Origin of the sequence: Nostoc sp. 'Lobaria pulmonaria (5183) cyanobiont' (genome assembly GCF_002949795.1) — a bacterium.
Lineage (GTDB): Bacteria > Cyanobacteriota > Cyanobacteriia > Cyanobacteriales > Nostocaceae > Nostoc.
In genome coordinates this window covers 5,301,854-5,315,704 of the sequence record NZ_CP026692.1, presented here as the reverse complement: position 1 = coordinate 5,315,704, position 13,851 = coordinate 5,301,854, and the positions used below count along the sequence as shown (strand labels likewise).

11 protein-coding genes are annotated in these 13,851 nt (G+C 41.9%); 5 read left to right on the top strand and 6 right to left on the bottom strand.

Features of this window, described 5'->3' with window-relative positions:
- Window positions 1-18: 18 nt before the first annotated feature.
- The 3 genes from NLP_RS23570 to NLP_RS23560 form a co-directional block, all read right to left on the bottom strand.
- Window positions 19-501 carry a pentapeptide repeat-containing protein gene (locus NLP_RS23570; protein WP_104908450.1) on the bottom strand — a complete coding sequence of 161 codons (483 nt, stop codon included), beginning with the start codon at window positions 499-501 and terminating at the stop codon, window positions 19-21.
- Window positions 502-657: 156 nt separating this feature from the next.
- Window positions 658-2,427 carry an ABC transporter permease subunit gene (locus NLP_RS23565; RefSeq protein ID WP_104908449.1) on the bottom strand — a complete coding sequence of 590 codons (1,770 nt, stop codon included), beginning with the start codon at window positions 2,425-2,427 and terminating at the stop codon, window positions 658-660.
- A gap of 44 nt (window positions 2,428-2,471) precedes the next feature.
- A complete protein-coding gene (locus NLP_RS23560; protein WP_104909999.1) occupies window positions 2,472-3,422 on the bottom strand; it encodes an ABC transporter ATP-binding protein in 951 nt (316 codons plus the stop codon).
- 577 nt (window positions 3,423-3,999) lie between these two features.
- On the opposite strand from NLP_RS23560, the gene NLP_RS23555 reads away from it, so the two are divergent.
- Together NLP_RS23555 and NLP_RS23550 are read left to right on the top strand one after the other, a co-directional pair.
- Window positions 4,000-5,181 (top strand): PEP-CTERM sorting domain-containing protein, encoded by a 1,182-nt coding sequence (locus NLP_RS23555; protein WP_104908448.1) that lies wholly within the window; start codon window positions 4,000-4,002, stop codon window positions 5,179-5,181.
- Window positions 5,182-5,420: 239 nt separating this feature from the next.
- Window positions 5,421-6,695 carry an APC family permease gene (locus tag NLP_RS23550; protein ID WP_104908447.1) on the top strand — a complete coding sequence of 425 codons (1,275 nt, stop codon included), beginning with the start codon at window positions 5,421-5,423 and terminating at the stop codon, window positions 6,693-6,695.
- 155 nt (window positions 6,696-6,850) lie between these two features.
- Here NLP_RS23550 and NLP_RS23545 read toward each other — a convergent pair whose 3' ends face one another.
- Both NLP_RS23545 and rppA read right to left on the bottom strand, forming a co-directional pair.
- On the bottom strand, window positions 6,851-8,131 hold the full coding sequence (locus tag NLP_RS23545; RefSeq protein WP_104908446.1) for a sensor histidine kinase: 1,281 nt from the start codon (window positions 8,129-8,131) through the stop codon (window positions 6,851-6,853).
- A gap of 235 nt (window positions 8,132-8,366) precedes the next feature.
- Window positions 8,367-9,047, bottom strand: coding sequence for a two-component system response regulator RppA (gene rppA, locus NLP_RS23535; protein WP_104908445.1), 681 nt, complete (start codon window positions 9,045-9,047; stop codon window positions 8,367-8,369).
- A 102-nt stretch (window positions 9,048-9,149) separates the two neighbouring features.
- Here rppA and NLP_RS23530 point away from each other — a divergent pair, with 102 nt between their 5' ends.
- Both NLP_RS23530 and NLP_RS23525 read left to right on the top strand, forming a co-directional pair.
- The gene (locus NLP_RS23530) at window positions 9,150-9,575 is read left to right on the top strand and encodes a hypothetical protein (RefSeq protein WP_234017039.1); all 426 of its coding nucleotides are present in this window, start codon (window positions 9,150-9,152) and stop codon (window positions 9,573-9,575) included.
- The gene (locus tag NLP_RS23525) at window positions 9,559-10,419 is read left to right on the top strand and encodes a hypothetical protein (protein ID WP_234017038.1); all 861 of its coding nucleotides are present in this window, start codon (window positions 9,559-9,561) and stop codon (window positions 10,417-10,419) included. The genes NLP_RS23530 and NLP_RS23525 overlap by 17 nt, the downstream gene beginning before the upstream one ends.
- A gap of 114 nt (window positions 10,420-10,533) precedes the next feature.
- On the opposite strand, the gene NLP_RS23520 is transcribed toward NLP_RS23525, so the two are convergent.
- On the bottom strand, window positions 10,534-10,722 hold the full coding sequence (locus NLP_RS23520) for a hypothetical protein (RefSeq protein WP_104908444.1): 189 nt from the start codon (window positions 10,720-10,722) through the stop codon (window positions 10,534-10,536).
- An 830-nt stretch (window positions 10,723-11,552) separates the two neighbouring features.
- Here NLP_RS23520 and NLP_RS23515 point away from each other — a divergent pair.
- Entirely contained in the window at window positions 11,553-13,646 is a 2,094-nt protein-coding gene (locus tag NLP_RS23515; protein ID WP_104908443.1) for a glycoside hydrolase family 32 protein, read from the top strand.
- The last annotated feature ends 205 nt before the right edge of the window (window positions 13,647-13,851 follow it).

Here is a 13,851-nt window from a genome sequence, read left to right as displayed (position 1 = left end):
GTTTTCATTACTAACTTTTCAAGAATTAAATATGGCTTTGCGTAGTTCTAAATCTTGACGTTGTAGATGATTTAAACCAATACCTACACCAAGCTGACAGTTATCTACTAGAGTCTCTAACCAAATAGTCTCATTCAGAGTTGCACCTCGTAAATCTGCATTTCTCAAGTTGGCTTTCGTAAAATTTACAAATAAGAGGTCTGCATTTACTAAACTACTACCTTGTAGATTGGCTTCTGACAAATTTCCTCGGATGAAGTTGACACCATCTAAAATTAAACCAGATAAATCTGCTCCTATAAGATTAGGAAACTTTAGCTGACTCGGATATTTAAAAAACCGCATCATACAGATGATATTTGCTTCATTTAGTTGGATTTTGGTTAAAAACTCATAACGAGCTATACCCAGTTGCTTAAGAAGTTGTAGACGCTGTGGGGGACTTTGTTCTAAAAACTGGATAGCTGTATAGCGTAGGTCTTGAGTAGGGATATTTAACATGATTTTCCGATTGTTACGATCCTTATGCCGATTAAAAATTTAATAGTCGATGTAGGCAAATAATAGATAATATAGCAGTCTTAAATCATTCATGAAAAACAATAACCCCGATTTCTCAAAGAAATCGGGGTTATAACTTTATCGATAACTACTTACCTAACCTCTTGCCAACACTGCTTTCGTAGCAGATTCGCCTGCTAATTTCACCTGCCTTGTCAACTGAAAGTTTAACAACGCGAGAACACTCAAATCAGCTAAGAGTGCCATAAAAACTGTTGTCACCCCAGCGGGTTCTATAGCTGCCCAAGGAAAAGGTGTAAACATCCATACAGTAGAATGTTTCCACGACGAGATACCGATAGTTTCTAGAATCATTGGTAGTAAGAACATGGCAGCACCTAAAGTCCCAATTGCCCAGAAAGAACGCTTAGGAGTTTTCAGCAAAAGTATCAATTGGGCGATGGTAGCGTAAATCATCATTAAGCTGATAGACAAAGCTATAGTTAAAAGTACTTTAAATCTGTCAATCTCGTTAACAATCTCAGTTCGGCCATTGTTTGCGTCAACAACAGATGTAAGTAAAAGCCAAACTAACCAGGGGATAGTAGCAATTGTCAAATTAATAGCGATCGCCACAAGTGCAGGGCTTTTTTCAGACCAAATTAGATCCTGCCAAACACTCTTATAGTTAGAAACTCCCTGATGTCGATATCTTGCCCAATCTTGTACACCTTGACGATGAGGGGAAAGAACTGCAATTAAACTTAAAATCAACACAAAGTTGTACACTGCCAGCAAAACGAAATTTCCTGCAACCTGTTCATTCCATGTGTTATTATTATTCCCATTTTGTAGAGCAAATCCCCAGATCATCAACTGGTAAAAAGTTACTAGTAAATAACTTTGCTTCTTGCTAATTATTGAAGCTTGAGGATTACGGAAGCAACGTTTAAGAGCTTGCAAAATACCGTAAATGCACAATTGAAAGTTTAATAAATGTAAGCAAACAACACTAACAACACTTGTTCCTAATGGTAAATAGAAAAACTGCAAGTTTTTCAAGGTAGAACCCTTGTCTAGATGGAATAATTTAGGAAATAGATAATTTGTTACATCCCAAGGAGCAAACAGCCTCAACCAAGCCGTTGAATTATACCAAGCGCCTGAATGATCTGATGATGTTATCTGAAACGTTATCAACAAGAAAAGGAAAACTGCACCACTACCTAACCAAGGTTGAAAACCACTCAACCAGCGACTAACTAAGCCAAATAGTAGTGCGGCGCTGTAGAAGAAAATACAGCTAGCAATAAGAATTGCGTAATAACTCAAAATGTAGCTAAAGGCAATTTGGGCAGAAAGTCCGGCCCACAAATGTAAAGGAACTGCTACTAAAACAGTCAGATAAATTAAACTTGGAACTCCTAGCAACTTACCAGTCAATATACTTGTTTCTGACTGGGGACTAAGACGGATAAAATTCAGCGTACCGCGAGTTTCTTCTTTTGCTAAATCGTTGATTAGTAAATAAGTTCCTGCAACTAATAGTGTAAATCCAAAAATTACAGTAAAAGAGAGGAATATATATTCCCAATGGTCTCGCCACCACAACTGCCAATTAATTTCATTTTGGGGACAAAAGTTCTTTGAGAGGAATTTATTGAATTCATTAATTATAGATTGATTTGATTGCTGGTAAATCCGGTTTTGTTGCTGTTCATATACTTGACGCAGATTACAGTATGTAGCAGTTAGTGAGTATCTCTCACCAGGATATTCGCGGAACTGATATAAAAAAACTACTAATTGCAGTAGTAGGGAAGTTGCAAATGCGATCGCAACATTAAAAAATTTCAGTCGTCCTTTGAGTTCCCGCAATAGTTGCGGATTCCAATCGCCGATTTTGTCGATAAAATTGGGCATCATAGCAAAAAAATCTCCAAAAATGGGGAGTAATATTTATTAACGAATCAAGATGCTTGTTTGTGACCTAATTTCAAGAAAATACTTTCTAAATCTTCTTGCGTACAGTGAAAATCAGTCAGGGGAATGCCCGCTTTGATGAGCGATCGCAACAACTCAGCACTATCTTCATCTTTGCCCGAAAAATTCACCCGCACGCTGTTTTTTCCTGGTATTACCTCCCACTCTTCTACTAAATGATGATGTTTTAATTCGCTCAAAAGTGCCTCTAGATTCCCTAGAGTTGATATCACAATTTGCTGATGAGCAAGACGTTGGTAAAGTTGCTGTAGGGAAGTACTTTCTACCAAGAAGCCAAGTTCCATAATTCCCACGGATGTGCAGAGTTCCGCTAAATCACTAAGAACGTGGGAGGAAATGATGACAGTCATGCCAGCTTCTTGCAAAGCCTTGATGATTTCCCGGAAGTGCATCCTAGCAATGGGATCAAGCCCAGAAACAGGCTCATCTAGTAGTAGTAAAATCGGTTCGTGGATAATGGTTCGCGCTAAACTTAAGCGCTGTTTCATCCCCCGCGACAGCGTAGAAATCTGACTATTACGTTTATTACCAAGTTGGATGAGTTCTAAAACTTCATGTAGGCGTTGAGTGCGGCGCGGTTCTCGCAAGCGATAGAGACGCGCAAAGTAATCTAAGTAGTCCCAGACTGTTAAATCCTCATATAGCGGGTAGTCATCGGGTAAGTAGCCTAGACGACGCTTGAGCTTGGGGTTACTCTTGTCACGGAGTAGGCGATCGCCATTAATAAAAATCTCACCCGTAGTTGGTTCCTCAGCAGTTGCCAACATGCGGATGAGAGTTGTTTTACCCGCGCCATTCGGCCCAATCAGTCCATATACTTCCCCCGCCTGGATTTCTAAATCCACATCATTGACAGCAACGTGTCGGTCAAATTGCTTAGTTAGTCCACGGGTGCAAATTGCTATTTCTTTTACCATCGCGGCTGGGGTGCGGCTTGTGATTAACACTTAACGTAACCTCTTTCTACAACTTCTGTCAGTCTGGTTTCACAAATTGAAACTGCTTTACGTAAAGTTGCTTTGAGCAATACTTTGAACGATTTTTAGTTGAGGGAATCGGCAAGCAAGCTATCGAACCGTTAAGGTGCTGATTAGAACAAACAAGCATCTTAATGGTTCGATAGCTGTATGGAAACTGATAAACTCCGCAGAAACCCTCAATTTATCGCTTATGCTTTGCTAATTCCTCGTCATAGCCGATCTCAAAGTAGTATTCCCACCGTTACTCATCCGTCAAGCTTTATTTGACTAAGTGTTCTAAGTGATTTATGGCAAGATTACATATATTTTTTTTAGATTAATTTATAAAAAGTGTTAATACTGGTAACAAAAATCTTGAGCCTGTTAACTCTTCATGAAAATGAAGCAAAATAGCCGTCATTTCACTAATTTAAATCAAATTAATAAAACTAGTAAATTCGCTATTTACAAATGCTACTCAGACTACTTAGCATGAGAAGCGAAACAAACATCAAGATTTTACCTGGAGTTATCAATGAATAAGCAACTTTCTACTAACGCTTTAGTTATTGCCATTAGCTTGCTTGGGGTATATTCTGCTATCACACCTGCTTCAGCTAGCTTGACAAGTGCAATAACAGCAGTCACAAAAACTGAAGTTCCTAAAACAGTACAAAGTGTAACCACAACTACTAATACTGCTGAAGTCGGAAAAGGCGTTAAAGCTACTGTCCAAGAGACAACTAATACCACCGTTGGACAATTGGCTGGAGTTGCAACTGATTCTAAAACAACTGCACAAGTAAAAGACCCAAGTCAAGTTAAATTACCATCCTTGGATAACCCAACACAGCTCGTCCAAACCACTGGTCAAGCTGCGGTTGGAATTAAAGCCGATCAACAAAGTACTCAAGCTAATGCAAAAGCTGACCTGGGAGTACAAATCGCTGATTTGGCCACAGTCGGTATCTGTTTAGACGCTAATGCAACATTAGGAATTGTTAATAAAGGTAGCTCGGCTAATTGTTCCAAAGCTGTTGAAACTCCACCTGTTGGCATTGAAACTTTAGCTGCTGCCCTTGAAACTTTAAAAAGTGTAACCACAACTACTAATACTGCTACTGCTGAAGTCGCAAAAGGCGTTAAAGCTACTGTCCAAGAGACAACTAATACCACCGTTGGACAATTGGCTGGAGTTGCAACTGATTCTAAAACAACTGCACAAATAAAAGACCCAAGTCAAGTTAAACTACCATCTTTGGATAATCCAACACAGATCGTCCAAACCACTGGTCAAGCTGCGGTTGGAATTAAAGCCGATCAACAAAGTACTCAAGCTGATGCAAAAGCCGACCTGGGAGTACAAATCGCTGATTTGGCCACAGTTGGTATCTGTTTAGACGCTAATGCAACATTAGGAATTGTCAATAAAGGTAGCTCGGCTAATTGTTCCAAAGCCGTTGAAACTCCACCTGTTGGCGTTGGAACTTTACCTAGTGCCCTTGAAACTTTACCTGTTGCGGTTAAAACTCCACCTGTTGCGGTTGAAATTCCACCTGTTGCGGTTGAAATTCCACCTGTTGACGTTGCTTTGTATGTTCCTATTAAAATTCCACCTGTTGGTGTTAAACCTCACTCTGTTCCCGAACCTACAACTCTCGGAGGACTTGCTTTGTTGGGGGTTTACTTTATTTCCCGCCGTCGTCGAGTCTCTTAATTTAGAACTCTTGAGTACAGTTACTCTCCTGAAGATTTCTGATAGTGTTTTGCCAAATACTTCTATAGCCCTTTCTATGTCGGTGAAGTCTAGCTAGACTTCATATATAAACCCTCTCAACTTTGAGGATGTGTCTCATTTGATCGAGAACTGCTATATTCCCAACCACCTAATCTCAGCTTGATTATATGCCTGTTGGTCAACGATTATAAGACTATCTATTCCTAAAGAGGTTACAGGTGTCAAGCAAAAAAATCGGTTTCTGGTCTGTGTGGGCATTAGGTGTCGGAGGCATTGTCGGTGGACTTTTCCCAGCACTGGGAGTTGTAATTCAAATAGTTCATACAGGCGCACCACTAGCATTTGCGATCGCTGGGACAATAGCTTTGATAACTACTTATGCTTATGCAAAACTTTCAGTAGCTCATCCATGTCGAGGCGGGACAGTAACCTTCTTAAACCAGGCTTTTGGTTCAGGGCTGTTTAGTGGGACACTGAATCTTCTACTATGGTTTAGCTATGTAGTCATGCTTTCTTTTTACTTACAGGCTTTTGGTAGTTATGGAGTTAGCCTGTTCACATCTACTCAACCTATTTGGAAGCATTTACTGATTAGCTTGGCAATTTTAGGGACAACTGGATTAAATCTACTAACTGCAAATCATATTGGTAAATCTCAAATCTGGATTGTCAGCTTCAAACTAGGGATTTTGATCCTGTTCATTACTGTGGGAAGTAGTCATATCGACATTTCCCGTCTAGAACCAGTCTCAGTATCGTCGCTACAGTCAATTTTCGCAGGAGCAATGGTAATCTTCTTGTCTTATGAAGGCTTTGAGCTAATCGCCAATACAGCAGAGGATCTTGTCAATCCCAAGCATACTTTGCCACGAGTTTATTACTCTGTAATCGGGTTCGTTATTTTGCTTTACGTTTTAATAGCACTAGTTACATTGGGAGCAGAACCAATAGAACAGATTTTGGCAGCAAAAGACTATGCTTTGGCTGAAGTTGCCAAACCAATTATGGGGCAATTTGGATCTGTTTTGATTACTATTGCTGCTCTTTTCTCAACTATCTCGGCTAGTAACGCAACACTCTACGGTTCAGCTCGTTTTAGCTCTGTGATTGCTAAATCTAGAGGGTTTGACTTTGGCAGCCAAATAAATGGCATAGATCAATCTTCAATTGGCTTATTTATTACTAGTGGTATCACTCTCATAATCGCCAATTTCTTTGATATAAGTCGGATATCAACGATGGGTAGTGCCGGGTTTCTCTTAATATTTGCTGCGGTTAATTTAGCTAATGCTCGTATGCATTGTTATACGAAAAGCAAGCAATGGATTTCACTTCTAGGTGCTGGAATATGTTTAGTAGCACTAGGAATGTTAATTTGGTTTGCTTTGCAAACAGATCCACAAACTGTCTGGGTTTTAGTATTGATGGTGGGAGTAGCCATAGGCATCGAAGTAATGTACTACCTGTCAAAAAACCGACAGATGCACCTTTGAAGAAGCTTTGCTCAACTCTAAAATGTATTTGTAATAGTCCACGTTTGGATTAATTTAACTTAAATTCGCTAACAGTGCCTTCTCTGTTAGCGGGTCGTTAAATATAGCTCTTTATTTTAGATTTTCATTATGAACCATCATCTCTTAAAGGTGATTTAGGAATGCCTCATAAGCGGTAATTTTATCTGGAATGTCGAGCCTTTACCCTCATTGCTCATCACATGAATGTGACCTCCGTGAGCCTGGACAATTTGTTGAGCGATCGCCAATCCCAACCCAAATCCGCCGCTTTCTCTGGCACGTTCTGTGTCAACCCGATAAAAGCGATCAAAAATATAAGGTAAATCTGCATCTGGAATTCCAATTCCAGTATCGATGACCTGAATTACTGCCCGATCTGGATGAGGTTCTAAGCGTAACCAGACAGTTCCACCAGACGGAGTGTAATTGCAAGCGTTGTTGAGTAAGTTTTCCACAGCTAGCCGCAGCAAATCGGGGTCAGCCCACAACTCAATAGGTTGTTCTGGTAAATGGCTGATCAACTTGATCGACGCTTTTGCAGCTTGAGTATTGTAATAAATAGCTAAATTCTCTAGCAAGCTATTGAGATTAACCTTTTTGAGAGATTCGGGAGTTAATTTTCCCTGATGCCGTGCCAACAGTAATAAGTTATTGACCAAGGTACTCATCGACTTAGCGCTATCGATGATGTTCTCCACTGAGGGATGGATTTGAGGATGGTCTGCTGCCATTAGTAACCCAACTTGGGCATTGGTCAAAATCGCAGAAAGGGGCGATCGCAACTCATGAGAAGCATCTGATGTGAAGCGTTGCAGTTGATTATAGGCTAGCTGAACAGGCTGCATAGCTATGCCACTGAGTACCCAACCTGTAAGTCCAATTAACCCCAGTGCTACAGGTACAGCAAGGGTCAATATTAACTGAAATTCTCCGAGCTCGTTTTGAGTTTCTTTCAGTGGGATGGCAACTTGCAGATAACCGATGACTGAATTTCCTCCTTGAACAGGTAGCGTGACTTGACGAAGCCAAAACGTCTTACCTGTAAACTGGTCAACAGACTTAATCGTGAGAAACTCAGATGCTATTTCTAACTGCTCTGGAGGTGGAGTACCAAAAAACCGCTTGAGTTTGCTATTGGGGTCATACCAGCGAATATACACCAGTTCAAGATCAGCGGGGTGAGAACCACTACCCAATAGCGGTATATTGCTCAGATCGACTTGTTTTTGTCCTTGATACAGCCGATACTGCGAACTGGCTGCCATTAGCTCTGCTCTTTTATAAAGCAGTTGATCTAATGCTTTGAGCTTGTCTTTTACCTCAAGATTGTAAATGACTCCAGCAAAGAGAATGAGAATGCACCCCATTGAAAGGGTAAACCAACGAGCTAAGTTACGACGACTGCGGTTAAACACAACTGATGCTAATTCGTAATTCGTAATATTTCGGCTGCGCTCAATACAAGTTCGTAATTAGTCAGGACTTACGCAAAATAATGAAAAAACGAACCGCAAAGGACGCAAAGGACACAAAGGAATAAGAGTTTCAGAGAGTTATTGCGTAAGTCCTATTAGTAATTACAAGACTTTTTAAGTAATTGAACTACATTACTGCCTACTGCCTATTCTCGGTCTCCGGTGTTATTAAATCTCAAGATGGTTTTGGAGGGTTTAGACGATAGCCCATGCCGTAAACAGTTTCAATCCAATCGGCTGCTGCTAATGTTTGTAAACGTTGGCGAAGTTTACGAACTAAAACGGTGATTGCATTGCTTTCTGGCTCACTACCCCACTCCCATACGGCTTGCTCAATTTGGTTGCGAGTCAAGACTTGCTTAGGATGACGCATGAAGTACTCTAGCAACTGAAATTCTTGGCTGGAAAGGGATACGATCGCCCCTTGTCGCTCCAAAATTAGTGTATCGAGATGAAGTTGCAGGTCTGCCAACCAGAGGGTGTCTCCTTGCCAGAGGGGCGATCGCCTCCTCAATGCCCGCACCCGCGCCATGAACTCTATAATATCAATTGGTTTGACTAGGTAATCATCTGCTCCGGCATCTAATCCGATGACTTTATCGGGTGTGGTGTCTTTTGCCGTGATCATTAATACGGGAGCTGTTTTTCCTGCCGCCCGATACTGTTGACACAAGCTCACTCCACTAATTCGAGGTAACATCCAATCCAAAATCAACAGGTCATATTCTTTTTCAGCTAAAAGCCATTGAGCGGTTTCACCATCCTTGACACCATCGACGCTGTGTCCAGCCTGAGAGAGAACCATTTGCAATGGCATTAATTGCTTTGGATCATCCTCTACCAGTAAGATTTTCATCGCTTTTATACACTTGTGCTTGTTTAGAATAATCCATTGAAGCAATCTCAACGTCTTTCATCAGTCAGATTTCAGAGGATTGTCTATCCCATTAGGATATAGATGAAGTGCGATCTAGCAAAATCAGAAGCAGGTGTAGTGGTGTGGCGTATTAGTAAACGTTGGCTGCAAGGGCTGGGATTAGAGTTTTGGTTGCCTCTACCACTAGTAGCGGTTGTGTTTTGGCTTGGCTGTAATTTCCTAGCTGCTCAAGAGTTAAGCCGACCCTACTCCACGAAGAAAAAACTTCAGTCAGATACTCAACTTGAAGCACGGGTATCAGTCAATGTGTTGCTGATTAACGCCGCCGTCAACCGAACTAAGAGAATTACCCAGGTAGAAGTGGAAACAGCAGACCCCATCTTGAAGCGACTGGAATTAGAACTTCCAACAATAGAATTCAGCCAAATAGAAGCAACAATTGCCCAAGAACTAGGTCTACCCCGTGAGGATGTGAGGAAGTTAGTGCGCTATGAAATTGTGGAATAACATAATAATAGTTGCGATTGAACACCTTCCCAATTTGCACGCTGATTCCTTGTCCTTTAGTTGCTTACTTTTTATAACAATGGAATTTGATTTTAATAATTTAGAGCCATTATTAGCGACTTTAACTAATCTTTTTGCAAACGCTGGCTCTGCAAAACAGGTAGCGGTACTTGTAGAGGCGACGGCCAAGATTGTGCAAATAGATTATGACAACTGGAACGGTGGAACTGAAATTTATAATTTCTACTTAACAATTCCTGATTATCTAGTTAGCCAAATTGCTAATGATCAAGAGAACTTAGAGAATGAAATTCTGGAAAAGACATGCTATGTGCTAAGACCATATATGACAAATTGGTATATCAAATGCGTTGTTATATCACCGACGCTATCAAGTAACTCTCAATGGAGAGAAAAAGCAAAAGCATGGATAGGGGGGCAAGGTATCACTAATCAAGGTCGTGTACGTTCAGACAACATTGCAAATAAGTCATGTGATGGATTGTTATTCCGGTCTCAACCCGAAATATATTTGTATCAGGCGTTTAAGGCTCTTGGTGTTTCCTTTGCACCGCTTCCGGTATTTATTCGAGGAGGTAAAGATTATCGCCGTATTGAACCAGATTTTGTAATTATTAAAGATGGACTAATAATGATTATCGAGGTTGATGGTGATAGTGTTCATCGAGAAACGCCTGCGGAAGCCCATACTCGTTTAACTATGCTCACTCACGAGGGAGCTATTTCAGAACGGGTATTAGCAAGTGAATGTAGCACACCTGAAAATGCTAAAAAATGTGCATCTCAATTACTGGAAATCCTTAATAAGAGAAGAAAAGCCTAATCACCCGAACACTATGTTAGTAATTAATTAAATAGCCATTTCCCCCTCCTTGTTGAGAAATAGATTACCATATTCTCGAATTAGTAGAATAGATTAAAAAACCTATGGTAATGATTAACTAAATCTCAATCCTTCTATTGATGTGTTTTCTACTATTATCTTTGCTGTACCAGGTATAGATGCTAAATAGAAAATCCAGGCATCAGCAGTATGTTCACTATATGTCCAATCTCCTAATGGTTCACCTTCAGTAGTGGTGACTTTGTATATTTTCCCTGGAATCAACGATATATTTGTAACCATAATTTCTTAATACAGAAGTTGATACAGCTATTTTAGGCTTTTAATAGATTGTTTAATTAGTTATTATTTATACAACCAATTTTCAGTTTACAAAGTGACAAAAGCCATTCTTATGTAAGAAAGGTACACAGCACTGGCTGATGCAAAACCTTACAAATAAGGCTTTGGAGCGAGTCAGAAGTTTCTTTGCTTATTTTTGTTTCTTATTTGCGCCCAATTTTAAAAGCAAATCCCTGATTAACACTATTTAGGTATTAATTCTAATCTATGCCTCGTCAAATCCTTCATCATTTATATCTGGGATTCAGGCTAGACTTGTGCATTCAATTGAGTAGTCATGGTTTGAGCAATACGTTCTGCCTTGGTTTTCAATGTTTGGTTCATGGCTTCAAACCCTTGGCGAACGTCGAGATTTAATCGAGGAGCCAGCAGAGGTACTAGTAAGCCTTGGAAAGATTCTTGCTGAATGAAGCGAACGCTTAGGTGTAGCCCGTCGTAGACATCGCTTCCTAGCGGTTCAATGAAGACAAAGCTAAGTTTACAGGTTTTTTGGTCTTAACCGAACCGTATTGGGAGACTATGTATCTCACTTTCTGCCCTGCTAGCAACTCTCGACAGGTGATGCTAGTAGTTGACTTGAATAAAACGCTAATAGTGACCTTCTTGCATGAATGGAGCGTCATGGAAAGCGGAAAAGTGTTATTTTTTGTTTACTGCATTAAATGCTTACCATGAAAATTTAATATGTATGTAATGCATCCATCCACTTCCTTGCGTCAAGGTGGTGAAGTTTCAGCCGGAATTGCAGGGATATTGTTTGGAGAAGAGCGATGAAGGTGCGTACTGTTTCTGTACTCTATGCGACCGCGGCTTTGTTGATTTTTCCCGCTCCTGCTCGGTCTGCGATCGAAAAGGTTGTTGGAGGTGGTAGTGTTCATCAGGGTGAAACACGCCGTATTACTGTGATCGGAGATGGGATCGATTTTGCGACTTCGGTCGCTTCCTCGGATGCGCGGATTGGTGTCAGGCTTCTCAGTAAGAAAGGACTTGGACAGGGCAGAGCAAAAGGGCAAATTGTACTGGAAGTTGCTGTGCCTCTCAATGTCCCTAAAGATCAGAACTTTAACCTGACGGTTAAAATCGCTCCAAACCTTTATTACTCCAAGGGAGGTTCTGAAACGGTTCGGCTGAATGTGCAGGAATATCCCAACAGTTCATGGAGACCTTTCTTTCATTTTGCTCCCTCATGGGGATGGATGAACGATCCGAACGGTCTTGTCTATGTAAACGGGACGTACCATCTCTACTATCAGGCAATTCCGTTCTCCCGGGATCTTAATGGCCAAATTAACTGGGGACATGCAGTTAGCACCGATCTGGTTCACTGGTCTGGGCGCAGAGACGCGATGTTCAGTCCGTCAATGGATCTTCTTCCCAGTAGCGACGATCAGAATCAAGTCTGGTCTCCTTTTTCGGGGTCGGCGGTGACCGTTAGTGGTGAGGCAGCAAGACAGTTCCCCTGCGACTGCTCAAACCTTTGTGTTGCTTCTATATTCACCAAGAACACTTCTATTATCTCACTCCAGGATCAGTGGCTTGCGGCTAGCTGCAATGGGGGCGAGTCCTTTAAAGCACCGGAGAGTGTGTTGCCTAACTTGACACCTCCTAAGCCAGATTTCCGAGATCCGAAGGTATTCCCCTATAAGGGGCACTGGATTATGGTGTTAGCGGTTGGAGATAAAGCCGAGCTTTACGAATCTGCGAATCTGAGACAATGGAAACTCCTATCCTCTATCCCGCTCTACAGCAGCCTCACCACTTTAGGCCCTTTCGTCGAAACCCCAGATTTATTTGAGTTACCGATCAGTAATTCGGGGACGAACCAGACCAAGTGGATACTGACCTACAGCGAAGGTTTCCTTCCGCCTGTGGCCTGCCAGGGTCTTCGAGACAGTACCGGAATGCCGCTCACTGACCCTAAACCCAAAAAGGACTGTGAAAGCTCCCGAAAATTTACCTCACGTAGCTTTTATATCGTAGGCGAATTTGATGGGAAGCAGTTCAAGCAGGAGTCACAGCCTCGACCTATAGATTTTGGCTCAGATTTTTATGCGCCTCAAACCTGGTCTGGCACTCCAGGACGACGCATCCTGGCTGGCTGGCAAAATAATTGGCATTACGCCCACCAAACTCCAACAACGCCGTGGCGAGGACAATTGAGCATTCCGCGAGACTTGGGGTTGATGAGAGATTCTGGCACCTATTGGCTGACTCAAACTCCGGTTCAAGAACTAGCGCTTCTGAGAAATTCTGCGCTTGGGCGTGTGACTCGGCTGCGGGATAAACCCTTGACTAACAGGACGCCAGAGGAACTGAAGAATTTTCGTTCCACTGCATTCGATGCTGACCTAGCAATTGATGTGGCTGGTTTGCCCAAAGTGAACTCTGAAATCAAGATTCATCTGCGATCGGGTAATACAGGGCAAGGAATGGTGTTGGCATGGCGACGTACTGGTGCCGACAAGGGAGAGCTATCACTAACGCGCTCTGCTTCTGAAGCCGGTGGATCGACTTCAGAATTAAAACAACAAGAGTCTGGGTTTATCGGTAAATGGTTGTCTGTCTCTCTTCCTTTTGCAGCATCCACAATTGAGCGGCTCGTATCAAACCTCAGGAATGCTCAACCCAATGAAAGCTCGCAGATCACTCAGATGCCTGTTGTGACACGTGGCACTAATAATAGCCTCTTAAAACTTCGGATTCTCGTGGATCGAAGTTCGGTAGAAGTGTTTGGGGGCGATGGACGCGTAGTGTTAAGCAGTTTATTCTTTCCTAATTCAGCCAATAAAGAGTTCAAGCTGTATGCAACAGGGGGAAATGCAAAGATAGTGAGCTTGGTTATATACCCGTTCAGTGATGACTGATGATTTCAGATAACGACTGCAAACTAATCAACCATCAGTGCGTAGACGCAAAGCGGTGAGGGGGTCGCAGTCTTCTCCCAAGGGGAGACGCTAAGAGCGATGGCGGTTCCCGTCGTTAGCGCAGCGTTAGCGAGTCTTCGAGCGTCTTGCGAACCCCCAAACCCGAAGGGCTTGTCGCCAGACATCGCCTTATTGAGGTTCTAGG